This window comes from Pseudomonas nitroreducens NBRC 12694, assembly GCF_002091755.1.
Lineage (GTDB): Bacteria > Pseudomonadota > Gammaproteobacteria > Pseudomonadales > Pseudomonadaceae > Pseudomonas > Pseudomonas nitroreducens.
In genome coordinates this window covers 384,905-408,754 of record NZ_BDAI01000005.1, presented here as the reverse complement: position 1 = coordinate 408,754, position 23,850 = coordinate 384,905, and the positions used below count along the sequence as shown (strand labels likewise).

20 protein-coding genes are annotated in these 23,850 nt (G+C 64.6%); 18 read left to right on the top strand and 2 right to left on the bottom strand.

Going from position 1 to position 23,850, the window contains the following annotated elements; genetic code table 11:
- Window positions 1-265 precede the first annotated feature (265 nt).
- The 11 genes from waaF (at window position 266) to PNI01S_RS16685 (ending at window position 11,642) form a co-directional block, all read left to right on the top strand.
- Window positions 266-1,309: a lipopolysaccharide heptosyltransferase II gene (gene waaF, locus PNI01S_RS16735; RefSeq protein ID WP_084358651.1), complete on the top strand. Its 1,044-nt coding sequence runs from the start codon at window positions 266-268 to the stop codon at window positions 1,307-1,309.
- Window positions 1,306-2,379, top strand: coding sequence for a lipopolysaccharide heptosyltransferase I (gene waaC / locus PNI01S_RS16730; RefSeq protein WP_084358650.1), 1,074 nt, complete (start codon window positions 1,306-1,308; stop codon window positions 2,377-2,379). Before waaF ends, waaC begins: the two co-directional genes overlap by 4 nt.
- Window positions 2,376-3,497: a glycosyltransferase family 4 protein gene (locus PNI01S_RS16725; RefSeq protein ID WP_084358649.1), complete on the top strand. Its 1,122-nt coding sequence runs from the start codon at window positions 2,376-2,378 to the stop codon at window positions 3,495-3,497. The genes waaC and PNI01S_RS16725 overlap by 4 nt, the downstream gene beginning before the upstream one ends.
- On the top strand, window positions 3,494-4,300 hold the full coding sequence (gene rfaP / locus PNI01S_RS16720) for a lipopolysaccharide core heptose(I) kinase RfaP (RefSeq protein WP_037013950.1): 807 nt from the start codon (window positions 3,494-3,496) through the stop codon (window positions 4,298-4,300). Before PNI01S_RS16725 ends, rfaP begins: the two co-directional genes overlap by 4 nt.
- Window positions 4,300-5,034, top strand: coding sequence for a lipopolysaccharide kinase InaA family protein (locus tag PNI01S_RS16715; RefSeq protein WP_024764273.1), 735 nt, complete (start codon window positions 4,300-4,302; stop codon window positions 5,032-5,034). Before rfaP ends, PNI01S_RS16715 begins: the two co-directional genes overlap by 1 nt.
- Window positions 5,031-5,786 carry a lipopolysaccharide kinase InaA family protein gene (locus PNI01S_RS16710; protein WP_084358648.1) on the top strand — a complete coding sequence of 252 codons (756 nt, stop codon included), beginning with the start codon at window positions 5,031-5,033 and terminating at the stop codon, window positions 5,784-5,786. Before PNI01S_RS16715 ends, PNI01S_RS16710 begins: the two co-directional genes overlap by 4 nt.
- Window positions 5,783-7,261 (top strand): lipopolysaccharide kinase InaA family protein, encoded by a 1,479-nt coding sequence (locus PNI01S_RS16705; protein WP_084358647.1) that lies wholly within the window; start codon window positions 5,783-5,785, stop codon window positions 7,259-7,261. The genes PNI01S_RS16710 and PNI01S_RS16705 overlap by 4 nt, the downstream gene beginning before the upstream one ends.
- Before the next feature lie 15 nt (window positions 7,262-7,276).
- The gene (locus PNI01S_RS16700; RefSeq protein WP_024764275.1) at window positions 7,277-9,031 is read left to right on the top strand and encodes a carbamoyltransferase family protein; all 1,755 of its coding nucleotides are present in this window, start codon (window positions 7,277-7,279) and stop codon (window positions 9,029-9,031) included.
- Between the two features lie 63 nt (window positions 9,032-9,094).
- The gene (locus tag PNI01S_RS16695) at window positions 9,095-10,066 is read left to right on the top strand and encodes a glycosyltransferase family protein (RefSeq protein WP_084358646.1); all 972 of its coding nucleotides are present in this window, start codon (window positions 9,095-9,097) and stop codon (window positions 10,064-10,066) included.
- A 51-nt stretch (window positions 10,067-10,117) separates the two neighbouring features.
- Window positions 10,118-10,801, top strand: a complete 684-nt coding sequence (locus tag PNI01S_RS16690) for a hypothetical protein (protein ID WP_243779349.1) — start codon at window positions 10,118-10,120, stop codon at window positions 10,799-10,801.
- A 37-nt stretch (window positions 10,802-10,838) separates the two neighbouring features.
- Window positions 10,839-11,642: a hypothetical protein gene (locus PNI01S_RS16685; RefSeq protein ID WP_024764278.1), complete on the top strand. Its 804-nt coding sequence runs from the start codon at window positions 10,839-10,841 to the stop codon at window positions 11,640-11,642.
- Between the two features lie 66 nt (window positions 11,643-11,708).
- Here PNI01S_RS16685 and PNI01S_RS16680 read toward each other — a convergent pair whose 3' ends face one another.
- The gene (locus PNI01S_RS16680; protein WP_331274339.1) at window positions 11,709-12,662 is read right to left on the bottom strand and encodes a glycosyltransferase family 2 protein; all 954 of its coding nucleotides are present in this window, start codon (window positions 12,660-12,662) and stop codon (window positions 11,709-11,711) included.
- A gap of 346 nt (window positions 12,663-13,008) precedes the next feature.
- Here PNI01S_RS16680 and PNI01S_RS16675 point away from each other — a divergent pair, with 346 nt between their 5' ends.
- Window positions 13,009-14,496: a hypothetical protein gene (locus tag PNI01S_RS16675; RefSeq protein ID WP_037013940.1), complete on the top strand. Its 1,488-nt coding sequence runs from the start codon at window positions 13,009-13,011 to the stop codon at window positions 14,494-14,496.
- Window position 14,497: 1 nt separating this feature from the next.
- Here the strand turns inward: PNI01S_RS16675 and PNI01S_RS16670 are convergent, their stop codons facing one another.
- Window positions 14,498-15,145 (bottom strand): lipopolysaccharide kinase InaA family protein, encoded by a 648-nt coding sequence (locus PNI01S_RS16670; protein WP_084358644.1) that lies wholly within the window; start codon window positions 15,143-15,145, stop codon window positions 14,498-14,500.
- A 100-nt stretch (window positions 15,146-15,245) separates the two neighbouring features.
- Here PNI01S_RS16670 and msbA point away from each other — a divergent pair, with 100 nt between their 5' ends.
- From msbA to PNI01S_RS16640, 6 genes are all read left to right on the top strand, one after another.
- Window positions 15,246-17,075 carry a lipid A export permease/ATP-binding protein MsbA gene (gene msbA / locus PNI01S_RS16665; protein ID WP_037013965.1) on the top strand — a complete coding sequence of 610 codons (1,830 nt, stop codon included), beginning with the start codon at window positions 15,246-15,248 and terminating at the stop codon, window positions 17,073-17,075.
- A gap of 22 nt (window positions 17,076-17,097) precedes the next feature.
- Window positions 17,098-17,994, top strand: coding sequence for a GNAT family N-acetyltransferase (locus tag PNI01S_RS16660; RefSeq protein ID WP_084358643.1), 897 nt, complete (start codon window positions 17,098-17,100; stop codon window positions 17,992-17,994).
- A gap of 97 nt (window positions 17,995-18,091) precedes the next feature.
- A complete protein-coding gene (locus tag PNI01S_RS16655; protein ID WP_084358642.1) occupies window positions 18,092-19,504 on the top strand; it encodes a PIG-L deacetylase family protein in 1,413 nt (470 codons plus the stop codon).
- 64 nt (window positions 19,505-19,568) lie between these two features.
- Entirely contained in the window at window positions 19,569-20,993 is a 1,425-nt protein-coding gene (hldE, locus tag PNI01S_RS16650) for a bifunctional D-glycero-beta-D-manno-heptose-7-phosphate kinase/D-glycero-beta-D-manno-heptose 1-phosphate adenylyltransferase HldE (protein WP_024764284.1), read from the top strand.
- A gap of 159 nt (window positions 20,994-21,152) precedes the next feature.
- Entirely contained in the window at window positions 21,153-22,436 is a 1,284-nt protein-coding gene (locus PNI01S_RS16645) for an acyl-CoA dehydrogenase family protein (protein WP_084358641.1), read from the top strand.
- A 148-nt stretch (window positions 22,437-22,584) separates the two neighbouring features.
- On the top strand, window positions 22,585-23,790 hold the full coding sequence (locus tag PNI01S_RS16640) for an acyl-CoA dehydrogenase family protein (protein ID WP_084358640.1): 1,206 nt from the start codon (window positions 22,585-22,587) through the stop codon (window positions 23,788-23,790).
- Window positions 23,791-23,850 lie beyond the last annotated feature (60 nt).

Genomic DNA, 23,850 nt, shown 5'->3' with positions numbered 1-23,850 from the left:
TTTGAACGATGGAGCCAGCATCCGGCGGGATGAAGTTCGCCGGAGCGGCCCGCGCTGTCAGTTGTGTTGTGCGGGCCTATGGATGTCAGGAACGAGGCGCGTGATGCCATTGCGCCAGGTCACAGGGAGTGACGAAAACTGTCCGGCCGAAAGAGCGGCTGGGCTAGACTGCCGGCATTCGATGCACGGCACCCGACGACGCCACACGGCTGGATGAATGGAGTACGGGGAGGCGAGAGCCTCCCCGGTCGTTTCTGGAAAAGGCATGAGAATTCTGATCGTAGGCCCCTCCTGGGTGGGCGACATGGTGATGGCGCAGACACTCTTCCAGTGTCTGAGGCAGCGGCACCCCGACTGCGTGATCGATGTGCTGGCGCCTGACTGGAGCCGGCCGATCCTCAAGCGCATGCCCGAGGTGCGCCAGGCCCTGAGCTTCCCGCTCGGCCACGGCGTGCTGGACATCGCCTCGCGCCGCCGTATCGGCAAGTCCCTCAAGGGGCAGTACGACCAGGCGATCCTCCTGCCCAACTCGCTGAAGTCGGCGCTGGTGCCCTATTTTGCCGGTATCCCAAAGCGCACCGGCTGGAAGGGCGAGATGCGTTACGGCCTGCTCAACGATATCCGCGCGCTGGATAAAGAGCGTTACCCGCTGATGATCGAGCGCTTCATGGCCCTGGCATTCGAGCCGGGTGCGGAGCTGCCGCAGCCTTATCCACAGCCACGCCTGGCCATCGACCCGCAGAGCCGCGAGGCCGCGCTGGCCAAGTTCGGCCTTAGCCTGGATCGCCCGGTGCTCGCCCTGTGCCCCGGCGCCGAATTCGGCGAGGCCAAGCGCTGGCCGGCGGAGTACTACGCCAAGATCGCCGAGGTGAAGATCCGCGCCGGCTGGCAGGTATGGATATTCGGCTCGAAGAACGATCATCCCGGCGGCGAAGACATCCGCATGCGCCTGATCCCCGGCCTTCGCGAAGAGTCGGTGAACCTGGCGGGCGAGACGGCCCTGTCCGAGGCCATCGACCTGATGTCCTGCGCCGGAGCCGTGGTCACCAACGATTCGGGCCTGATGCACGTGGCCGCTGCGCTGAACCGCCCGCTGGTGGCGGTCTACGGCTCCACCTCGCCGCAGTTCACGCCGCCGCTGGCCGACCAGGTGGAAATCGTCCGCCTGGGATTGGAATGCAGCCCCTGCTTCGACCGCGTGTGCCGTTTCGGCCACTACAACTGCCTGCGCGAGCTCAAGCCGCGCCCCGTGATCGAAGCGCTGGATCGACTGGTCGCTGACCCGGTGGACGTGGAAAGCGCCGAATGAGGGTTCTGCTGATCAAGACATCGTCCCTGGGCGATGTCATCCATACCCTGCCGGCTCTGACCGACGCCGCCCGTGCCATTCCCGGGATCCAGTTCGACTGGGTGGTGGAGGAAGGCTTCGCCGAGATTCCCGCCTGGCACCCCGCCGTGGCCCAGGTGATCCCCGTGGCGATCCGTCGCTGGCGCAAGAATCTCTGGCAGACATTGAAAAGCGGCGAATGGGGCCGCTTCAAACGCCGTCTGAAGGAAGTCGACTACGACCTGGTGATCGACGCTCAGGGCTTGCTCAAGAGCGCCTGGCTGACCCGCTACGCTCGCCGCCGCACGCCGATCGCCGGGCTGGACAAGGAGTCTGCGCGCGAGCCGGCTGCCAGCCGCTTCTATAACCGCACCTATCCGGTCGCCTGGGGCCAGCATGCCGTCGAGCGCGTGCGCCAGCTGTTCGCCCAGGCGCTGGACTACCCGCTGCCCGCCGGCACCGGTGACTACGGGCTGGATCGCAATCGCCTGCTGGACGAGACGGAGGCCGAGCCCTACCTGGTGTTCCTGCATGGCACCACCTGGGTGACCAAGCACTGGCCCGAAGTGTATTGGCGCGAACTGGCCCAGCGCATGGGCGAGCGCGGCTGGTCGGTGCGCCTGCCCTGGGGCAACGAAGCCGAACGGCAACGCGCCGAACGTTTGGCCGAAGGCTTGGAAAACGCTTCGGTGCTCCCCAGATTATCCCTCGCAGGCATGGCCAAGGTGCTGGCCGGCGCTTCCGCCTGCGTAGCGGTCGACACCGGACTCGGGCACCTGGCTGCCGCTCTGGACGTGCCGACGCTGTCGCTGTTCGGCCCGACCAATCCCGGTCTCACCGGCGCCTACGGACGCTCGCAGGTACACCTGGCCAGCGACTGGCCTTCATGCGCGCCCTGCCTGCAGAAGACCTGCACCTACCAGCCTACGGCCGAAGACAAGCGCCAGTTCGACCTGCGGCATGAACAGCCTCTGTGCTTCACGCGCCTGAATCCCCAGCGCGTAGCGACCCAGCTGGAGGCACTGCTGCTGGCCCCGGAGACGCTTCGATGACCCTGGCTTTCGTCCTCTACAAATACTTCCCGTTCGGCGGGCTGCAGCGCGACTTCATGCGCATCGCCCTGGAGTGCCAGCAGCGCGGCCACGCGATCCGCGTCTACACGCCGATCTGGGAAGGCGAAGTACCGCCCGGCTTCGACGTGCGCGTGGCGCCGGTGAAGTCGTTGTTCAACCATCGCCGCAACGAGAAGTTCAGCGCCTGGCTGACCGCGGACCTTGCGCGCTCGCCGGTAGACCGGGTGATCGGTTTCAACAAGATGCCCGGCCTGGATGTGTACTACGCCGCCGACGGCTGCTTCGAGGACAAGGCGCAGACCCTGCGCAACTCCTTCTACCGCCGCTGGGGCCGTTACAAACACTTCGCCGACTACGAGCGCGCGGTGTTCGCGCCAGAGTCCAAGACCGAGATCCTGATGATCTCCGAAGTGCAGCAGCCGCTGTTCATCAAGCATTACCGCACCCCCGAGGCTCGCTTCCACCTCTTGCCGCCGGGCATCGCCCAGGACCGCCGTGCGCCGGCCAACGCCGCCGAAATCCGCGCCGAGTTCCGTCGCGAGTTCAAGTTGGCAGAGGATGACCTGCTGCTGGTGCAGATCGGCTCGGGCTTCAAGACCAAGGGCCTGGACCGCAGCCTCAAGGCGCTGGCCGCGTTGCCGCGCTCGCTGCGCAAGCGCACCCGCCTGATCGCCATCGGCCAGGACGATCCCAAGCCATTTCTGCTGCAGGTGAAGGCGCTGGGCCTGTCGGACAACGTGCAGATCCTCAAGGGGCGCAGCGATATCCCGCGCTTCCTGCTCGGCGCTGACCTGCTGATTCACCCGGCGTACAACGAGAACACCGGCACCGTGCTGCTCGAAGCGCTGGTCGCGGGCTTGCCGGTGCTGGTCACCGATGTCTGCGGCTACGCCCATTACATCGACGAGGCGAAAGCCGGCCGTGTGGTGCCGTCGCCCTTCGAGCAGGAGCGGCTGAACGCCATGCTCCAGGAGATGCTGGAAGACGACGCCGCGCGCGCCGACTGGTCGCGCAATGGCCTGGCCTTCGCCGACAGCGCCGATCTCTACAGCATGCCGCAGCACGCCGCCGACCTGATCCTGCGGGAGCGCGCATGAAGCTCGAACTGCACGAGCCCTTCAAGACCCTCTGGGCCGGCAAGGACCCGTTCGCCGAAGTCGAACGCCTGCAAGGCAAGGTCTACCGCGAGCTGGAGGGCCGCCGCACGCTGCGCGCTGAGGTCGAAGGTCGCGGCTATTTCGTGAAGATCCACCGCGGCATCGGCTGGGGCGAAATCGTCAAGAACCTGTTCAGTGCCAAGCTTCCGGTGCTCGGGGCGGGCCAGGAGCAGCGTGCCCTGGAGCGCCTGCATCAAGCCGGGGTGGCCACCATGACCTCGGTGGCGTATGGCGAGCGCGGCGGCAATCCGGCCGCACAACACTCCTTCATCATCACCGAGGAACTGGCGCCGACCATCGATCTGGAAGTCCTCTCGCTGGATTGGCTGCAGACGCCACCCGAGCCGCGCCTCAAGCGTGCGCTGATCGCCGAGGTGGCGAAGATGGTCGGCACCATGCACCGCGCCGGGGTCAACCACCGCGACTGCTACATCTGCCACTTCCTGCTGCACACCGACCGCCCGATCAGCGCCGATGACCTGCGCCTGTCGGTGATCGACCTGCACCGGGCGCAGACCCGCGCCGCCACCCCGCGGCGCTGGCGCGACAAGGACCTGGCGGCGCTGTATTTCTCCGCGCTGGACATCGGCCTCACGCGCCGTGACAAATTGCGCTTCCTGCGCGGTTACTTCCTGCGCCCGCTGCGTGACATCCTCCGCGAGGAAGCCGCGCTGCTGGCGTGGATGGAACGCAAGGCGGCCAAGCTCTACGACCGCAAACAACGATACGGAGACCTGCTCTGATGGCCGGCTGGGTACTCGAAGCCGACTACCAGCATCTCGCCGCCGATTTCGGCAGCCTGGATGCCGTGTTCGCCCTCGAAGGCGAGCGCATCACCAAGGATGCGATGTCCGACGTCGTGCGCATCGAGCGTGACGGCGTGCGTTATTACGTCAAACGCTACCGCAAGCCGGGCAAGGGTTTCCGTCGCTATCTGCCGCGCCCTCGGGTGAAGGCCGAGTGGCAGAACCTCAAGCAGTTCGCCAAGTGGGGCATCCCGACCGCGCAGGTGGTGGCCTACGGCCTGGAGCGCGCCAATGGCGGCTTCTCCCGTGGCGCGATCATTACCCGCGAGCTGGTCGACACCGAAGACCTGCATGCCCTGGCCAGGCGCAACGATCCGCGCCTGAAGGATCGCGCCTGGGTCGCGCATGTCATGCGCCAGCTGGCCGGCTACACGCGGACCATGCATGACCACCATTTCACCCATAACGACCTGAAGTGGCGCAACATTCTGGTCGACGGGGAGGGCACGGTGTACTTCATCGATTGCCCGATCGGTGATTTCTGGGTCAGCTTCATGCTGCGCTATCGGATCACCAAGGACCTGGCCACCCTCGACAAGGTCGCCAAGTACCATCTCTCTTACACGCAGCGCCTGCAGTTCTACCTGCTGTACCGGCGCCGCGAACGACTGAACGCGTCGGACAAGAAGCGTGTCCGGCAGATCGTCCATTTCTTCGAGGGACGCGAGTGAAGGATTTCATTGCCGAGGGCGACCAGGCCCTGCTGGAAAGCAACGCCCTGGCCGATTTCGATGCCCTCTGGACTCTGCAGCTGGATGCGGTGGACGAGCCCAACACCGAGCGTGGCGGCTGGAGCAGCGTCTATCGCCTGGAGCTGGACGGCACCGCCTACTACCTCAAGCGCCAGAGCAACCACCTGACCCGCAGCCTGAAGCACCCGCTGGGCGAAACTACCTTCAGCCGCGAGTTCCGCAATATCCAGCGTTACCGCCAGCTCGGCATTCCCTCGATGCAGGCGGCCTTCTTCGGCGCGCGGCAGGTCGGCGGCGAGCGCCGGGCGATCCTCATGACCCGTGCCCTGGATGGTTGGCGTGACCTGGACAGTCTGCTGCAAGGCTGGTCGAACCTGCCTGCCGAGCGCCGCCAGGCCGTCCTGCGTGCCTGTGGCATGCTCGCCCGGCGCCTGCATGAGGCCGGGCAGATGCACGGCTGCTTCTATCCCAAGCACATCTTCCTGCGCGAGACCGACGACGCCTTCGAGGCGACCCTGATCGACCTGGAGAAGACCCGCCCGCTGTGGTTCGGCCAGCGCGACCGCGTGCGCGACCTTGAACCGCTGCTGCGCCGCGCGCCGGACTGGAACGAGGCCGACGTGCGCAACCTGCTGGCGGCTTATCTGGGGACTGCCGCGGGTGGCCCGGAAGTCGACGACTGGTACCGCCGCCTGGGCGCGCGCCGCAAGAAGAAGGAAAACCGCGCATGAGGCTGTCCGCCCTGCGCGATGCCGGCCGCGCTCCGTCGCTGCCCCTGCGCATCGAGCTGGAAGACGGCGCCGGCCCGGCCGAGCTGCGCCTGGACAGCCTGTTGCGGGTACTGCCCGGGCAGCGTTACGTCGGCGCGGCCAATTGGCGTGGCCGACCGGTGCTGGCCAAGCTGCTGGTCGGCGGCAAGGCTGCCCGGCACTTCCAGCGTGAGCGCGACGGCGTGCGCCTGCTCGCCGAGCAGGGTCTGACCACACCGCAACTGCTGGCCGATGGCCTGAAGGACGGCGAGGGCGGCTGGTTGCTCTTCGAGTTCCTCGACAACGCCCAGAGCCTCTGGGATGCCTGGCGCGCCGTGGAGGGCGAGCCACTGCTGTCCGAAGGCCAGACCGCCGTCATTGCCGAGGCGCTGACGGCCATCGCCCAGCTGCATGCCAAGGGCCTGTGGCAGGAAGACCTGCACCTGGACAACCTGCTGCGCCACGCCGGCCAGCTCTACCTCATCGACGGCGCCGGCATCCGCGCGGAAACCCCGGGTCAGCCACTGTCGCGCAAGCATGTCTTGGAAAACCTCGGGGTATTCTTCGCCCAGTTGCCGGCCAGCCTTGATCCGTATCTGGAAGAGCTGCTGATCCATTACCTGCTGGCCAATGGCGAGCACGCGCTGCCGTTGGAGGCCTTGCAGAAGGAAATCGCCAGGGTGCGCCGCTGGCGCGTGGGCGACCTGATGAAGAAGATCGCCCGCGATTGCAGCCTGTTCAGCGTGTTCAAGGGGCCGTTCGGCCTGCGCGCGGTGCGCCGCGAGGAAGAACCGGGCCTGCAGCCGTTGCTGGCCGATCCCGACGACTTCATCGGCAAAGGGCATATCTACAAGACCGGCGGCGCCGCCACGGTTGCCCGAGTCGAGCTCGACGGCCGGCCGTTGGTCGTCAAGCGTTACAACATCAAGAACCTGTTGCACTGGTTCAAGCGCTTCTGGCGCCCCAGCCGGGCCTGGGGGGCGTGGCGCGAGGGCAATCGACTGGACTTCCTCGGCATTGCCACCCCGCGTCCTCTGGCGGTCATCGAGCGCCGCTGGCTGTGGCTGCGCGGGCCGGCCTTCCTGATTACCGATTACCTGACGGGTCAGGATATAATCGCCCGTTTCAAACCCTACCTGGATCAGTCGGAGGGAGGCGGCTTGCCGCCAGAATCGGATCTTGCAGCCCTGGACAGACTGTTCGCGGCGTTGGTGCGTGAACGTATCAGCCACGGCGATCTCAAAGGGCACAACGTGTTCTGGCAGGAGCAGGGCGAAGGCGGGCAATGGTCGTTGATCGACCTCGATGCCATGCAGCGCCACTCGCGAGAAGCGAGTTTCGCCCGCGCCTATGCCCGCGACCGTGCGCGCTTCCTGCGCAACTGGCCAGAGGGCAGCGCACTGCACCAGCTGCTCGACGAACGTTTACCGCGGGTGCCTGCGCACCCGCCCAGATGAAAGAGGCTAGACCCTGTGGCATTGACCATCCTCGGCCTGTCCGGCGCCGTAAGCCATGACCCTTCCGCCGCCCTGTACATCGACGGCAAGCTGGTCGCGGCCGTCGAAGAAGAGCGCTTCGTCCGCGACAAGCACGCGAAGAACCGCATGCCCTACGAGTCGGCCAAGTTCTGCCTGGAACAGGCCGGGATCAAGCCGTCGGACGTTGACGTGGTGGCCATTCCCTTCGCCCCCATCAGCATCTTCGACAAGGCCCGCTGGCACTATGCCAAGCGCTACGCCTACGCGCCGGACCGCGCGCTGGACGCCATCCTGCTCGGCAACCGCCGCTACCACCGCTACTACAAGCGAATCCAGTGGTGCCTGCAGCAGCTGGGCTTCGACCTGAAGAAGGTCAAGATCCAGCCGGTCGAGCACCACCTGGCCCACGCCTCCAGCGCCTACCACTGCTCGGGCTTCAAGGAGAAGACGGCGATCCTCGGGATCGACGGCAAGGGCGAGTATGCCACCACCTTCTTCGGCTACGGCGAGAACGGCAAGATCCACAAGATCAAGGAATTCTACGATCCGGACTCCCTGGGTGGCCTGTATGGCGCGATCACCGAGTACCTCGGCTTCGACATGCTCGACGGTGAGTTCAAGGTCATGGGCATGGCGCCCTACGGCGATGCCAGCAAGTACGATTTCTCGCGCCTGGCCAAGTTCGAGAACGGCGAGCTGATCATCAATACCGACTACGCCAACGTCATCGGCTTCCGTCGCTACAAGGAGAAGGGCAAGGGTTACTACTTCTCGCCCAAGCTGATCGAGTGGCTCGGTCCCAAGCGTGAAGGCGACATCGCCGACGATCCCTACATCCACTACGCCGCCAGCATCCAGGCGCTGTTCGAGAAGCTGGCGCTGGAAATGATGGATTACTACCTGGGCGACATCATCCGCGAGACCGGCAAGGTCGCCTTCGCCGGCGGCTGCGCGTTGAACGTCAAGCTCAACCAGAAGATCATCGCCCGTCCCGAGGTCAAGGAACTGTACGTGCAGCCCGCGGCCAGCGACGCCGGCACCGCGGTTGGCGCGGCGGCTTATGTGTCCTGGGAGCGTGGCGTACCGGTCGAGAAGATGGAACATGTCTACCTCGGCCCGGAATACAGCAACGAAGACGTCATCGCCGCCTGCGCCCGCCACGAGGCCAAGCCGCAATGGCGCAAGATCGACAATGTGCCCGAGCACATCGCCAAGGTGCTGGTCGAAGGCAATCCAGTAGCCTGGTTCCAGGGCCGCATGGAGTTCGGCCCGCGCGCCCTCGGCGGCCGCTCGATCATCGGTTGCCCTAGCATCGCTGGCGTGGCTGACCGCATCAACGCGCAGATCAAGTTCCGCGAGCGCTGGAGGCCCTTCTGCCCGTCGATGCTCGATACCGTCGGCCCGCAGATGTTCAAGATCGACCACCCGGCGCCGTTCATGACCTTCACCTTCGAAGTCAACGAAGAGTGGAAGACCCGCGTGCCGGAAGTCGTCCACGAAGACGGCACCTCGCGCGCCCAGGTGCTCAAGCGCGAGTTCAACCCGCGTTACTACGACATGATGAAGGAGCTGGAGAAGCTCACCGGCAACGGCGTGGCGCTCAACACCTCGCTGAACCGCCGTGGCGAGCCGATGATCTGCTCGCCGACCGACGCCCTGAACATGTTCTACGGTTCGGACCTGCAGTACCTGATCATGCAGGACATCCTGGTGGTCAAGGATGGCACCGCCGCCAGCCCCGCCGACTGAGTCTGCCAGGCTGTTTCCAGCCGGCTCCGCCAGGGGCCGGTTTCCATGTCGGGAAGACACGTCGTGAAAGTGATGTTGATGGTGATGGACGAGCAGAGGGTCATCCTCGATCGTCTTTATGAAGTCATCCAGAGCAATTGCTCCGAGTGCGAGATTCATCGACTGAGCAAGGCGCAGCAGATGAACCTGGGGCCCTACCTCATCGCCGCCGATTACCGTCGTTTCGACCGGATCGTGATCTTCTCGCGCCTCAAGCGCATGGTGCCTCAACTCGCTGTACTGCGCTGCCTGCCCAACCTGGTGATTCTCGAGCACGACGCCTACCAGAACTACATGCCCGGCAGTAAGTATCGCGGCCAGTACTCGGCCCTGCTGCACAAGCTCCCAGGGGCGCGCATCCTCGTGTCGGGAGCGCTGGTTGCCCAGCGTCTGGCGAACGAAGGGGTCGATGTGCGCTTCGTCTCCAAGGGTTATGACGAGGAGATGCTGCGCAATATCGGCAGCGAGCGGGATATCCCGGTCGGCTTCCTCGGCAGCTTGAAGAGCAGCGAGTACAGCCAGCGCAAGGAGATGCTGGAGAGCATTGCAGAACGTGTGCCGATGCTCATTACTCGCACCGCTTCCGGAGCGGAGTATCTGGAGACCCTCAATCGCATCGCGATCTTCGTCAGCGCGGATATCGGCATGGGCGAGTTCATGATCAAGAACTTCGAGGCCATGGCCTGTGGCTGCGTCCTGCTGGCGTGGAGCCAGGGAGAGGAAGATCGCCTGCTGGGCTTCGAGGATATGCACAACGTGGTGTTCTATCGCTCGGTTGACGAAGCCGTGGAGAAGATCCGGCAGCTTCAGGCCGACCCTGAACTGGCCCAGCGGATTGCCCAGGTCGGCCAGGCATTCGTCGAGGAGCGCTACACCTTCGCCCGAGTCGGCAAGGACCTGGCGGCGGCCATCGCCGAGCCTATGCAAGGCTGGTCGATGCCCGGAGTGCTGACCCGCTGGTGGGCTCGCATGCGCTTTGGCTTCCGGGTGGGCTGAGAGGATGCCGATGCAGCATTTGTACCGTGGTGTCGCGGCGAAAGGTCGATCGTGAGTCAGAATCGTCATGCAGCGCAGTGGGTGGAAGACAACCTGCCGCCGGAGTTGAAGGTTCTGCTTCGTCGCGCCGAGCGAGTCATCCTGGTCGCGAACAACCCTGCCATCAGTGCCGGGGATTTTGACGCCCTGGCCCTCGGCCCGCGCGATGTCGTGGTGAGCTTCAATACCGCTGTCAAAGCAGAGTTGCTGAGTGCCGAGACGGTCAACGTGTTTGTCCATGGCTATCACGGCCAGGAATTCCACTTCTTCGGATTGCCGTGTCGTCCATGCATCACAAGGTTGTTCGAGCAGTCTCCGGATCGCTGTTTCACCTTGCTGGTGGGGGTGGTCAACCCGATGTCGGCGTTGCCGCGGGTGGCGATCTACGAAGATCGCATCCCGCTGCCGACCCTGCTCGACTATCCCCGCATGCGCCCCAGCGGCAAGCCGTTCGCCGGCCCTTCCACCGGCTTCAACGCCATGGTGGTGTTCGACTGGTTGCTGGGCAGGCCCGGTTATACCTACGAGTTGTTCGCCCTGGGCTTCTCCAACGAGGCGGGAACTCTGTGGAACGGGCATGCCTGGGACTACGAGCGCGCCTGGATGCATGCATCCCGCGTGCGTGTGATTGCCCTGGAAAGCGCCGGAAAGCGCTGGTGGTGGCCATTGCGTTTCAAAGGGAAGAAAGCCAAATGAGTGGCTATCAGTCGAGCCTTTTCGCTGGAGTCTGGTCGTGAAGATCGCCGTCGCCTTCTTTGGTATTCCACGCAATTCCGAGCTCTGCTTCCCCCAGATCCAGCGCAACATCCTGCAGGTTCTTCCCGCCGACGCGCAGGTGTCCTGCTTCTACCATCTCTATCGCCTGCGCGAGGTCTTCAATCCGCGTTCTGGCGAGGCCGGGGTGCTCGGCGAAGAGAACTTCACCCCTTTCCAGGATATGACCGGCCTGATCGAAGAGCCGGAGCTCTGTCTCGATCGCTGGAATTTCGAAGCGATCAAGCAGCGTGGGGACACCTGGAAAGATGATTTCCGCTCGATCCGCAACCTGATCCACCAGCTCAATTCTCTGCATCAGGTGACGTCGCTGCTGGCCCCGACTGACCCGGATTTCGTAGTGTACGTCCGCCCGGACATCTTCTTCCATGACCCATTGCCGGGGTATGTGTTCGCCCACACGGAGCGGCGACGCAGGAATGTCTACGTGCCGAACTGGCAATGGTGGGGCGGTCTCAACGACCGCTTTGCCATCTGCGGTCGCGAGATATACCGGGCGTACGGCTGCCGGGCCGAGGAGATGCTGAACTTCTGTGATGCGAGCGGCCGCTCTCTGCACTCCGAGCGGCTGCTGAAGTTCGCCTTGCAACGTTACGGCGCGCGGGTCTGCATGATGGATACTACCGCCTCGCGGGTACGCATCGATGGGCAGTTTGCCGAGGAACCGTTCTCGCCCAAGCGCTCGATGGGCAAGCGAGAGAATCGCTATTTCCATCGGGTTGCCCAACTGCGCACCTGGCTGGACAAGTACGGCATTCTCTAGGTTTCCGTGAGCGCTGCGGCAGGCGGGCCGTCTGTCCCGTTTGCCCGGCGAGAAGGTCGCCAGAAACTACCTGGCGACCTTCTTCCTGCGCTTGGCATTGAGCCAGAGCCGCACGGCCTTGCGGGTATAAGACAGTTTGAAGATGACGCGCCAATTGCGCTTGAGGGCCATGCGGAAGAAGTGCTTGGCCGAGAGGTCGTCGTCCGTCAGGTAGGCTTCGCGGAACAGCGACAGGCAGCGTTGGGTGTAATAAGCCTTGCTCAGTCGCTGCCAGTCGCCATCAAGGCGCCGGAAGACTTCCTCGACCAGTTCCACGCCGATCTGCTTCGAGTAGTGGAACTGGTGGCGCAGGCTGTCATCGTGGCGGTGGATGGTAGCCAGGGGTTTTTCCAGAATGGTGCAGGGATAACTAGCCAGCACCTGCGCAAATACCGGGATATCTTCGGCATTGCGGAAGTTCTCCGGGTACAGGCCCCGCTCGAATACCTCTCGATGCATGACGCAGGCACCATTGGAGAGGTTGATATTCTTTTCGATCAGGTAGCCGCGTACCCGCTCCTGCGGGGTTCGCGGAAGCGCCTGAGGCGTGCGCTCCACCGTCCTGTCGCAGGTCTTTGCCAGGTAGCCGCCAATCACCATGCGACTGTGCGGGTACTGCTCGATGTGCTGGCGTGCGGCTCTCAAGGCTCCGGGCGTCATTTCATCATCGGCGTCCAGGAAGATCAGGTAGTCCCCTCGGGTTTCGGCAATTCCACGATTGCGCACGGTGGCGAGACCGCCGTTTTCCTTGCGCAGGCTGCGGAAATTGCCGAACTGCTGATGAAGGGCCTCGATCAGGGCCGGCGTAGCGTCCGACGAACCGTCATCGATGATCAGTAGCTCGCTGTGCTCATCCAATTGAGTTGCGACGGATTCGACGGCGCGACGAAGCACGTGCGCATAGTTGTACGCGGGAATTACAACGCTGATCAGGGGTCTTGCTGTCATGAGAGGCGCGTCATTGTAGAGCTGTCCATCCACTAGCTGGCATCAGGATATGCGAGGCTGCGATCTGCTTGAGGGCGTTCGTCACAGCAAATTCAAGTTAAGTCGCAGCGGCTTGTGCCTGCTTGGTCCCGAGGTGACTCGACGCGAGTGCGGTTGCACAAGTCGTTCCGGGGCGACGAATAGTATCCTGTTGAAAGGTTTGTATCCAAGGTTCTACAGACGGCCAGAGCCCGTCGTGGAAGTCCGCCCGGGGAAACCCACGTTCAGCGCTGTTTCGACACTTCAGGCGAGGGAGAGTGCTTGCTCCGGGTTGATTCTTTGAGCAGGAAACTGCTGAATGCTGCGTTTCTGGTGATTCATATCCGAGATGAAGGGTTTCATGGGAAGTCATGTAGTCGGGCGTTCGATTTTTTCCGCGGTCAGCGAAGGAAAGCTACTGTGGTGCGTTTTCTTTGCCAGCCTCGTTTTGTCATTGATTGCATCCTTCTGCAACCCGATCATCGGTCGTGATGCGGCCCTGTACATGGATCTTGCGGGTATTTACCAGCAGCAGGGTGTCACCGGTGCGTTGCAGCGCTTTGACTGGCCCTGGTTTTCCATACTGCTGAGCGTGACGAGCCAGGTGACAGGGCTGAGTTATGAACTGCTCGCCCGAGTGTTCTGCGAGCTGCTCACGGCAGTCGCCTGCGTCGCCTGCGTCGACTTTGTCCGCCGACTCCGCCCGCAAGCCCTGCCCTGGGCCTGCCTCGCCGTATTGGCAGTGCCGGCATTCAATGAGTATCGCGGCGACATCCTGCGTGAAAACGGTTTCTGGGCCTTCTCGCTCGTTGGTTTGTGCTACATGCAGAGCTGGCTGCAGCAGCGTCGTCCTGTCAGTTTGCTACTGGCTTGCGTGGCCGTCATTGTGGCGGCGGCTTTCCGCTTCGAGGCCGTCTACCTGCTACTGATCGTGCCGCTGATGGAGGTACTGAAAGCCGGCGGGGTCCCCTTGCGTCGGGGTTTGCGCTTCGCCGTAGGGGTGGCCTTGATGGGCGTGATTGCCGGCGCGTTGCTGTGGGTCGGCCGGCATGGCCTGTTGCCCCAGGGGCGAGTGGCCGGCCTGGTGGACTACCTGGACCTGGCGAGCGTCTTGCGCAACTTCTACGCGTTCGCTGATGGCGTGGCGCAAGCAATGCCCTTTGAATACGCCCGCGACAGTGCCCCGCAGATCATCTTCTTCGGCCTGCTGGGTTACCTGGCGAGCAAGGTACTCAGTGCTTTTGGTGTACTGGTGGTGCCGCTGTTCGTGGGCGCCGTTGCCCAGTGGCGAGAGCGGGAAAACCGCTGGCTGCTCCTGGATGTCGCTGCCGTTGGCTACATCGCGCTTTTGCTGGTCTTCGCACTGAGCCACCTGTTTCTATCTAGCCGCTACGTGGCATTTGCCGCGTTCCTTCTGTTGCCACGGGCTGCCTGGGGGCTGAGCCTGATAGCGCAACGCTGGCCGCGCATCCGCGTCGCTCTGGTGGCGATCCTGGTGTTGATAGCCATGGCTAACGTGGTGTCACTCTCGGCGCCCAAGACACACTTGCGCGATGCTGGCCACTGGGTGGGAGAGCATCTGCCGAGGTCGGCAAGTGTGTACCAGGACGACAACCGGGTGAGTTACTACGCAGGCTGGGGATACGGCAGGGAAAGTTTGGACCGTGATCACGCGCTGGCGCGGACGGGCAAGGGGGCCTACGAGTATTTCGTCCTGGACCTCAAGCGCAAGGCCAAGCTACAACTACCCGCGCTGGAGAAAAAGGGCCTGGTGCCGCTTGCACAGTTCCACAACCGCAAGGGCGAGACCTACGTGGTCCTGCGCCGTGCCGGTGCGAAGCAGCCCTGATCTAGGGTTGCTGGAGCGTTTTTTCCAGGGAACCAGGTGGCCAGGGCATCGAGCTGGCTTGTCGATAGCCCTGGCAAAGCTGGGCGCCAGCGTCCGCTAGCAGCCATGTGCGGTCCTGCATGTAGCGCAGCATGTGGGCGAAGTTGCGTTTGCGCTGCAGTCGGCTCAAGGCACGGCGCTGGGTCTTCATGTCGGCAATGTCGATCAGGCCCAGTTCGCCTTCGGGGGTCTGCACGACGTTACCCAGGTGCAGCGAACGGAAGTACACCCCGCAATCATGCAGTTTGGCGATGAGCGAGCCGAGTTCCTGGCGTAGCTGCTTCTGGGGATGCTCCGCGCTTATCAGCTGGCGCAAGGTCAGACCGGGCAGCGGGTGGTAGTGCACCGCGTCGCGGGCGATCCCTGGGATGCGGTAGACAGCAATGATCCGTGGGCAGGGGATGGCCAGTTTCTGCAAGGCCTGGGTGTTGTCGGCAAAGCGTTGCGCATAGGGATACAACGCCGCCGAGGAGATCAGCCGCTTGCGCCGGAACAGCTTCAGGAAGTTGCCATCGGCCAGGCGCAGGACCTTGTCGCCATGCTTGTCGGCTTCCAGCACCTGGGCGCCGGCACGTAGCGCTTCGTAGGCGGAGAGAGCAAGGTCTTGCATAACGGGTTCCTGAATCGATAGCCGGCTATAGTAGCCCACCCGCCGGGCAAACGAGAGCGCTGTGTTATAATCGCCGACCTTTCAAGTGTGCGATTCCTACATGTCCGGTAAAGAACCCCAGGCAACTTCCAGCCTGAAGATCTACTTCCGACTGCTGTCCTATGTGCGCCCGTACATCGGCATGTTCCTGCTGAGCATCGTCGGTTTCCTGATCTTCGCCGCGACCCAGCCGATGCTGGCCGGCATCCTCAAGTATTTCGTCGACGGCCTGGCGCATCCGGATGCCAAGCTTTTCCCCAACGCCCCCTGGGCCTGGTTGCGCGACCTCTCGCTGCTCTACGCGGTGCCTCTACTGGTAGTGCTCATCGCTGTCTGGCAGGGGGTCGGCTCATTCCTGGGCAACTACTTCATCGCTAAAGTTTCCCTGGGGCTGGTGCAGGACCTGCGCGTCGCCCTGTTCAACAACCTGCTGACGCTGCCCAACCGCTATTTCGACAACAACAACTCCGGGCATCTGATCTCGCGCATCACCTTCAACGTGACCATGGTGACCGGCGCCGCCACTGACGCCATCAAGGTGGTGATCCGCGAAGGCATGACGGTGGTCTTCCTGTTCCTCTCCCTGCTGTGGATGAACTGGAAGCTGACCCTGGTGATGTTGGCGATCCTGCCGGTCATCGCCCTGATGGTGACCAGCGCCAGCCGCAAGTTCCGCAAGCAGAGCAAGAAGATCCAGGTGGCCATGGGTGACGTCACCCACGTGTCCTCCGAAACCATCCAGGGCTACCGGGTGGTCCGAAGCTTTGGCGGCGAGCCCTATGAGCGCCAGCGCTTCCAGCACGTCACCAGCGAGAACACCAACAAGAACCTGCGCATGAACAAGACCTCGGCAATCTATACGCCGATGCTGCAGTTGGTGATCTACAGCGCGATGGCGGTGTTGCTCTACTTCGTCCTGCTGCTGCGCGGGGACGCCACTGTCGGCGATCTGGTGGCCTACATCTCCATGGCCGGCCTGCTGCCCAAGCCGATCCGCCAGCTCTCGGAAGTCAGCTCGACCATCCAGAAGGGCGTGGCCGGTGCGGAAAGCATCTTCGAGCAGCTCGACGAACAGCCCGAGGTGGATAACGGTACCGTCGAGCGTGACCGCGTGCAGGGCCGTCTCGAGGTAAAGAACCTCAGTTTCACCTATCCGGGAACCGAGAAGAAGGTCCTCAACGACCTGAACTTCAGCGTCGAGCCGGGCCAGATGGTGGCGCTGGTCGGCCGCTCGGGCAGCGGCAAGTCGACCCTGGCCAACCTGATTCCGCGCTTCTACGACCACAGCGAAGGGCAGATCCTGCTCGATGGCACGGATGTCGAGGACTACAAACTGAGCAACCTGCGCACACACATCGCGCTGGTGACCCAGCAGGTCAACCTGTTCAACGACAGCGTGCTCAACAACATTGCCTACGGTGACCTGGCCAGCAAACCGCGCGAAGCGGTGGAGAAGGCCGCCGAGGACGCCTTTGCCCGCGAGTTCATCGACCGCCTTCCCGAAGGCTTCGAGACCGAAGTCGGCGAGAACGGCGTGATGCTCTCCGGCGGCCAGCGCCAGCGCCTGGCGATTGCCCGCGCCTTGCTCAAGGATGCGCCGGTGCTGATCCTCGACGAGGCGACTTCGGCGCTGGACACCGAGTCCGAGCGACACATCCAGGCCGCCCTGGAGAAGGTCATGGAAGGTCGCACCACGCTGGTCATCGCCCACCGCCTGAGCACCATCGAGGCAGCGGACCTGATCCTGGTGATGGACCAGGGGCACATCGTCGAGCGCGGCAGCCACGACGAGCTGATCGCGCAGAACGGCTACTACGCCCGTCTGCACGCCCGCCAGTTCGCCGACGACCCGGTAGGTGGCAACGAGCTGATCGTCGAGCAGCCGGTATGACGCTGGAGCGGAACACCCTGGCATGCTGAACCGTCTGCGAGTCTTCCGCGAACGCGGCTGGACGCCCATCACGGCGGCAGACTATGCCGCCACCTGGCACCGGTTTGGCGGCAGCGTCGCGACCCATCCGGACGTGGTCGAACGTCTCGCCGCCCTGGCCGGTATCCCGGTGCGCTACCTCGGTTGGTTCGAAGGCGACGAACTGCGCGCCGCCGTGCCCACGTGGGGGCGCAACCTGGCCTTGTCCAAGGACGTGCTCAAGCGCGAAGGCAAGAAGGCGCTGTTCGACCTGGGCAACGCCGAGATCATCCTGCCGATCGCCGAGGGCGCGCGCATCGAGTTGCGCCATCAGGTGCGCTATCTCTCGGAGCTGAACCGCGAGCAGGTCAGCGACGCCCGTGAGCAACCCGAGCAGCTGGCGATGAATCGCGCGCCAGCGGATTTCTCGAAGAAATTCCGCTACAACCAGCGCCGCGAACAGCGTTTGCTGGAAGAGGCGGGCGGCGTGCTGCAGCCGATGAGCGAGCTGAGCCCCGAGGAGCAGGCGAGCATCTATGCCGACCTGTTCCAGCGCCGCTGGGAGTTCGAGGTGCCGGGCAAGGCACGGTTGGCCGAGGTATTCGGCCTGATGCGTGAGTTCATGCGTGGTTCGCTGGTGCGCCTGGACGGCGAGCCGGTGGCGATCCAGATTCTTTACAGGGTCGAGGCGCCGAAATGGATCAGCGTCGAATACATCAATGGCGGCGTGGCGCCGGAGAACCGCGAGTTCAGCCCCGGCAGCGTGCTCAGCTTCGTCAATACCCAGCAGGCCTGGGCCGAAGCCGAAGCGCTGGGCAAGCCGCTGCGCTACTCCTTCGGCCGCGCCGACCGCGAGTACAAGGACCGCTGGTGCCACCGCGTGCCGGTGTTCCAGGTCTGAAGGCCCCTCTTCCTTCAGGGACAGGGGAGAACCCGAACCTCAAGCCTCACCGTTTGAGCGGCCCTCGTCCACCATTTGCCTTGAGAGAGATCCCCGCGTGACCGCCCGCAAACAGCATCTGCTCAAACAGCACCGCCGCAAGAAGCGTGTGGTTCTGCTCGTCGCCCTGCTGGCGCTGATCCTGCTGGGTATCTTCGCGCCCTGGTGGAGTGTGCCGCTGGCCGTGTTGCTCGGCTGGGTCGCCCACGAGGCGTGGTTCGCCGATCACCTGTTCTACTCGCCGCGCGACGACTACCGCTACGACTTCCCCGAAGGCTCCGTCGCGCTGCCGGTCTCCCTGGGCCCGCACGGCTTGCACGTTGCCACCGGCGCGTTGCCGGAGCGGGAAGAGACCCTGGTGCTGGAGATCGAGGTGAAAGCCTCGCTGCTCGGCCGCTGGCTCGATCCGCAGGTGTTGATCGAGGGCGTCGAGAACGACCGCCAGGACTTCGAACGGGGTGTCAGCGGCAAGCGCTACATCAACCTCTCCGGCCAGGGCGCAGCATTGCGTGCCGGGCACCTGCGCATCCGCAGCCGCCATTGCCGGCTGGCGCAGCAGGGCGTGCTGCATGCCTTCGACAACCCCGATTACGCCCGGCAGCGCCTGCTGATCATCGCCCCTCACGCCGATGACGCCGAATTGGCTGCCTTCGGCCAGTACAGCCGCTGCCCGGAAGCCTGGATCGTCACCCTGACCCAGGGTGAGATCGAGGCCGAACACTACCAGCGTCTCGGGCTGGGCAAGGCCGAGGCTGCCAGACTCAAGGGCCGTCTGCGCACCTGGGACAGCATTGCTGCGCCGCTCTGGGGGGGCGTGCCGGCCGAGCGTTGCGTGCAACTGGGCTACTACTGCCTGCAACTGCCGGCCATGGCTGCCGAGCCGAGCCAGGCGTTCGGCTCGAAGGAGTCCGGCGAGACCGACATCCGCAGCGTACGCGGCTTCAATCCGTTCGCGCTGCCGGCCGACAGCGACGGTGCGCCGACGTGGCTCAACCTGGTGGCTGACCTCACCACACTGATCGAACACATCCGCCCTGAGGTGATCCTTACCGCTCACCCGGAGCTGGACCCCCACGCCGACCACGTGCACGCTACCCGCGCGACCCTGGAGGCCATCGAACGCAGCAGCTGGCAGCCGCAGACCCTGCTGCTTTACGCCAACCACCTGCACGACAACGATCGCTGGCCCATGGGGCCGGCCGATGGCGGTATCGCCCTGCCACCTTGTATCGAGGCATTGCCGGCCGACCCGCTGTGGAGCCCGGTGCTGGATGCCGCGACGCGCATCGACAAAGCCCAGGCCCTGGCCCTGCAGCACGATCTGCAGACCCCACTGACCGGCAAGAAGCGCCTGCGCCGGCTGATCCAGCGTGTGTTCGCCGGGCGCCAGTGGCCGGTCACCGGTGACGACGAGTTCTTCCGCAAGGCGGTGCGTCGCCACGAGCTGTTCTGGGTCCGCAGACTGCCCTGACCGGCGCAAGTCGCACCGGGCGGCTATGGTATTATCCGCGGCGATTTCGACCTGCGGAGTTCCCATGAAATTGACCATGCCCCGATTCGATCAGGCCCCCGTTCTAGTAGTCGGCGACGTGATGCTCGACCGCTACTGGCACGGCGCGACCTCGCGCATCTCGCCCGAGGCGCCGGTGCCCGTGGTGCGGGTCGAGCAGCATGAGGACCGCCCCGGCGGCGCCGCCAACGTCGCGCTGAACCTTGCCGCCCTCGGCGCACCGGCCTTCCTGGTCGGCGTCACTGGTGTCGACGAGGCCGCCGACAGCCTGAGCGACAGCCTGCAGGCCGTGGGCGTGACCACCCGCTTCCAGCGCATCGCCGGCCAGCCGACCATCGTCAAGCTGCGGGTCATGAGCCGCCACCAGCAATTGCTGCGCGTGGACTTCGAGGAAGCCTTCCGCACCGACGCGGTGGCGCTGTCCGCCGATGTCGAAGCGCTGCTGGACCAGGTCCGTGTACTGGTGCTCTCCGACTACGGCAAGGGCGCGCTGAAGAACCACCAGGCACTGATCCAGGCCGCGCGCAAACGCAATATCCCGGTGCTGGCCGATCCCAAGGGCAAGGACTTCGCCATCTACCGTGGCGCCAGCCTGATCACCCCGAACCTCTCCGAATTCGAAGCCATCGTCGGTCGCTGCACCGATGAAGCCGATCTGGTTGCCAAGGGTCAGCAACTGATGACCGAGCTGGAGCTCGGTGCGCTGCTGGTCACCCGTGGCGAACACGGCATGACCCTGCTGCGCCCTGGCCACAGCGCCCTGCACCTGCCGGCCCGCGCCCGCGAAGTGTTCGACGTCACCGGTGCTGGCGACACGGTGATTTCCACCCTGGCCGGCGCCATCGCTGCTGGCGAGGACCTGCCGCAGGCCGTGGCCCTGGCCAATCTCGCCGCCGGCATCGTCGTCGGCAAGCTCGGCACCGCCGCCATCAGCGCCCCGGAACTGCGTCGCGCCGTGCAGCGCGAGCAGGGCTCCGAGCGGGGCGTACTGAGCCTCGACCAACTGCTGCTGGCCATCGAGGACGCCCGCGCCCACGGCGAGAAGATCGTCTTCACCAACGGCTGCTTCGACATCCTCCACGCCGGCCACGTGACCTACCTGGAGCAGGCGCGCGCCCAGGGCGACCGCCTGATCGTCGGGGTCAACGACGACGGCTCGGTGACCCGCCTGAAAGGCCCTGGCCGCCCGATCAACAGCGTCGACCGCCGCATGGCCGTGCTCGCCGGCCTCGGCGCGGTGGACTGGGTCGTCAGCTTCGCCGAAGACACACCCGAGCGCCTGCTCAGCGAAGTCCGCCCGGACGTGCTGGTGAAAGGCGGCGACTATGGCGTCGATCAGGTCGTGGGTGCCGACATCGTCAAGGCCTACGGCGGCGAAGTCCGCGTGCTGGGCCTGGTGGAAAACAGCTCCACCACCGCCATCGTCGAGAAGATTCGTCACCAGGGCTGAGCCTCCCCTCCCCAGAAAGGGCGCTACCGGGTAGCGCCCTTTTTGTTTGTGCCCCATGCACTGACCGCTCTGCCAGCGACCAACGGCAAAGCGGTCATGGTCCCTGCGGCATTTTGCAGCGCATGATCGGGGCATCCACCCTCCGCGGAGCGAGATGCCATGACCACCGACGTGCAGGGCCGCGCCCTGGCCGTGCTGAACCGTGTCGCCCAGGCCGACTGGCCGGACCGACTGAAGCTGCGCAAGCCTTTCGAAAGACTGCTCTACAGCGGCAGCCGCACCGGTTTTCGGTTGGCCAGCGAGCGCGCCGCCAAGCAGCCCAAGACCCCACGCAAGGCCGATCCCGATGGGCTGTTCGACCTGTCCCTGTCCGACGAGCAGCAGATGCTGGTGGAGATGCTCGAAGGCTTCGCCGCCGAAGTGCTTCGCCCGGCCGCCCATGAGGCCGACGCCAGGGCCCATCTCAGTCTCGAACTGCTGGCCCAGGCGCAGGAGCTGGGGCTGACCCACTATGGCGTCAGCGAAGTGCATGGCGGCATGGCCGGCGAACGCACCGTGGTGACCAACGCGCTGATCGCCGAATCCCTCGCCCGCGGCGACCTGAGTCTGGCTGCCGCGCTGCTGGTTCCCTTGTCGGCGGCCAACTGTATTCGCCGCTGGGCCTCGCCCGAACAGCAGGCGCGCTGGCTGCCGGCCTTTGTCGCTGAAGAGGCCGCGCCGCTGATCGCCATCGCGGTGAACGAGCCGCAGTTGCTGGCTGATCCACAGCGCCTGTCCACCAGGGCCCGCAAGCGCGGTTCGAGCTACACGCTATCCGGCGAGAAGTGCCTGGTGGTGCGCGGCGTGGATGCGCAGAAGCTGATCGTCGCCGCGGATGCCGGCGACGGCCCGGCGCTGTTCCTCGTCGATACCCGTGCCAAGGGCGTCGAAGTGCGTGCCGAGCCGGCGATGGGGCTGAAAGCCACCGGCACCGCGCGGGTTCGCTTCAAGGGGGTGAGAGTCCCGGCCGAACAGCGGTTGGCAGCCGAGCGCTTCGACTATCAATCCTTCCTCGATCACACCGCGCTGGCCTGGTGTGCGCTGGCCGTGGGTACCGCGCAGGCCGCGCTGGACTACGTGATCACCTACTGCAACGAGCGCGAAGCCTTCGGCGAGCCGATCAGCCACCGTCAGGGTGTGGCCTTCATGGTCGCGGATATTGCCGTCGAACTGGACGCCATGCGCCTGATGGTCTGGCGTGCGTGCGCGCTGGCCGAACGTGGCCAGGCGTTCCACCGCGAGGCCTATCTCGCGAAGCTGCTCTGCGCCGAGAAGGCGATGAAGATCGGCACCGACGCGGTGCAACTGCTCGGCGGCCACGGTTTCACCCAGGAACACCCGGCCGAGCGCTGGTACCGCGACCTGCGCGCCGTGAGTTTGATGGCCGGCGGCCTACACCTGTAACGCGGGCTCATCGCTGCTGTGCTCGCCCAGCCGGCGTTGGAAACGAACTCGGAATGCTCATTTACAACAGTAGACTCCGCTTCCTCGTCCGTTTCCGCCTTGGCTGCGCTTCGCTCGCAACGCGATGAGCTCCGCTTAGGAGCCTTGCATGTACCTCGAGACACCGAAGAAATTCCGCACCTTGCAGAACCAGGCCCGTCAGGTCGCCGAGAACTACCTGCGGCCGATTTCGCGCAAGTACGACAAGGCCGAACACGCCTATCCCAAGGAACTGGACCTGCTGGCGGCGCTGCTGGACGGCATGAACGCCGGTTCGCCGGACGCCGTCGGCGCCACCTCGGCCAGCAAGCGCAAGGCCGGCGCGGAGGAGGGCGTGAAGAACGGCGGCAACCTCTCCGCCTGCCTGGGCGTGATGGAAATGTGCTGGGGCGATACCGGCCTGCTGCTGGCCATGCCGCGCCAGGGCCTGGGCAACGCCGCTATCGCTGCGGTGGCCAATGAGGAGCAGCTCAAGCGCTTCTCCGGCACCTGGGCGGCCATGGCGATCACCGAGCCGGGCTGCGGCTCGGACTCGGCTGCTATCCGCACGATTGCAACCCGCGATGGCGATCACTACCTGCTCAATGGCGAGAAGATCTTCGTCACCTCCGGCGCCCGCGCCGATGCGGTGGTGGTGTGGGCGACCCTGGACAAGAGCCTCGGCCGCGCGGCGATCAAGTCCTTTGTGGTGGAGAAGGGCACGCCGGGCATGACCGTCACCCGGCTGGAGAAGAAGCTCGGGATCAAGGCCTCGGATACCGCCTCGATCAGCTTCACCGATTGCCGCGTGCCGGCGGCGAACCTGCTGGGCAATGCCGAGATCGACGTGCAGAAAGGCTTTGCCGGGGTGATGGAAACCTTCGACAACACCCGGCCGCTGGTGGCCGCTATGGCCATCGGCGTGGCGAAGGCCTCGCTGGACCGTACTCGCGAGCTACTGAAGAAGGCGGGTTGCCGCTTCGACTATCGCCAGCCGCTGCTGACCGCCAGCCATGCCGAAGCCACGCTCTATCGCCTGGAAGCTGAATGGGAAGCCGCGCGCCTGCTGACCCTGAAGGCGGCGTGGAAGGCCGACAATCGCCTGCCCAATTCCAAGGAGGCCTCTATCGCCAAGGCCAAGGCCGGGCGGGTGGCCAACGAGGTGACACTCAAGTGCGTCGAGCTGGCCGGTGCGTTGGGCTATGGGGAGGAAGAGTTGCTGGAGAAGTGGGCTCGGGATTCGAAGATCCTCGACATCTTCGAGGGCACCCAGCAGATCCAGTTGCTGATCGTGGCGCGACGCTTGCTGGGCAAGAGTTCCAGTCAATTGAAGTGAAGCTGTTGTAGGAGCGAGGGGGACGCCCAGTTATTGCTCGCGAACTGCTCAACGCCGGCG

What these genes read in the sequence shown, in the direction of transcription:
- waaF (WP_084358651.1), top strand. Translation starts at nt 266, where the DNA reads ATGAGAATTCTGATCGTAGGCCCCTCCTGGGTGGGCGACATGGTGATG.
- waaC (WP_084358650.1), top strand. Translation starts at nt 1,306, where the DNA reads ATGAGGGTTCTGCTGATCAAGACATCGTCCCTGGGCGATGTCATCCAT.
- PNI01S_RS16725 (WP_084358649.1), top strand. Translation starts at nt 2,376, where the DNA reads ATGACCCTGGCTTTCGTCCTCTACAAATACTTCCCGTTCGGCGGGCTG.
- rfaP (WP_037013950.1), top strand. Translation starts at nt 3,494, where the DNA reads ATGAAGCTCGAACTGCACGAGCCCTTCAAGACCCTCTGGGCCGGCAAG.
- PNI01S_RS16715 (WP_024764273.1), top strand. Translation starts at nt 4,300, where the DNA reads ATGGCCGGCTGGGTACTCGAAGCCGACTACCAGCATCTCGCCGCCGAT.
- PNI01S_RS16705 (WP_084358647.1), top strand. Translation starts at nt 5,783, where the DNA reads ATGAGGCTGTCCGCCCTGCGCGATGCCGGCCGCGCTCCGTCGCTGCCC.
- PNI01S_RS16675 (WP_037013940.1), top strand. Translation starts at nt 13,009, where the DNA reads ATGGGAAGTCATGTAGTCGGGCGTTCGATTTTTTCCGCGGTCAGCGAA.
- PNI01S_RS16670 (WP_084358644.1), bottom strand. Translation starts at nt 15,145, where the DNA reads ATGCAAGACCTTGCTCTCTCCGCCTACGAAGCGCTACGTGCCGGCGCC.
- msbA (WP_037013965.1), top strand. Translation starts at nt 15,246, where the DNA reads ATGTCCGGTAAAGAACCCCAGGCAACTTCCAGCCTGAAGATCTACTTC.
- PNI01S_RS16660 (WP_084358643.1), top strand. Translation starts at nt 17,098, where the DNA reads ATGCTGAACCGTCTGCGAGTCTTCCGCGAACGCGGCTGGACGCCCATC.
- hldE (WP_024764284.1), top strand. Translation starts at nt 19,569, where the DNA reads ATGAAATTGACCATGCCCCGATTCGATCAGGCCCCCGTTCTAGTAGTC.
- PNI01S_RS16645 (WP_084358641.1), top strand. Translation starts at nt 21,153, where the DNA reads ATGACCACCGACGTGCAGGGCCGCGCCCTGGCCGTGCTGAACCGTGTC.
- PNI01S_RS16640 (WP_084358640.1), top strand. Translation starts at nt 22,585, where the DNA reads ATGTACCTCGAGACACCGAAGAAATTCCGCACCTTGCAGAACCAGGCC.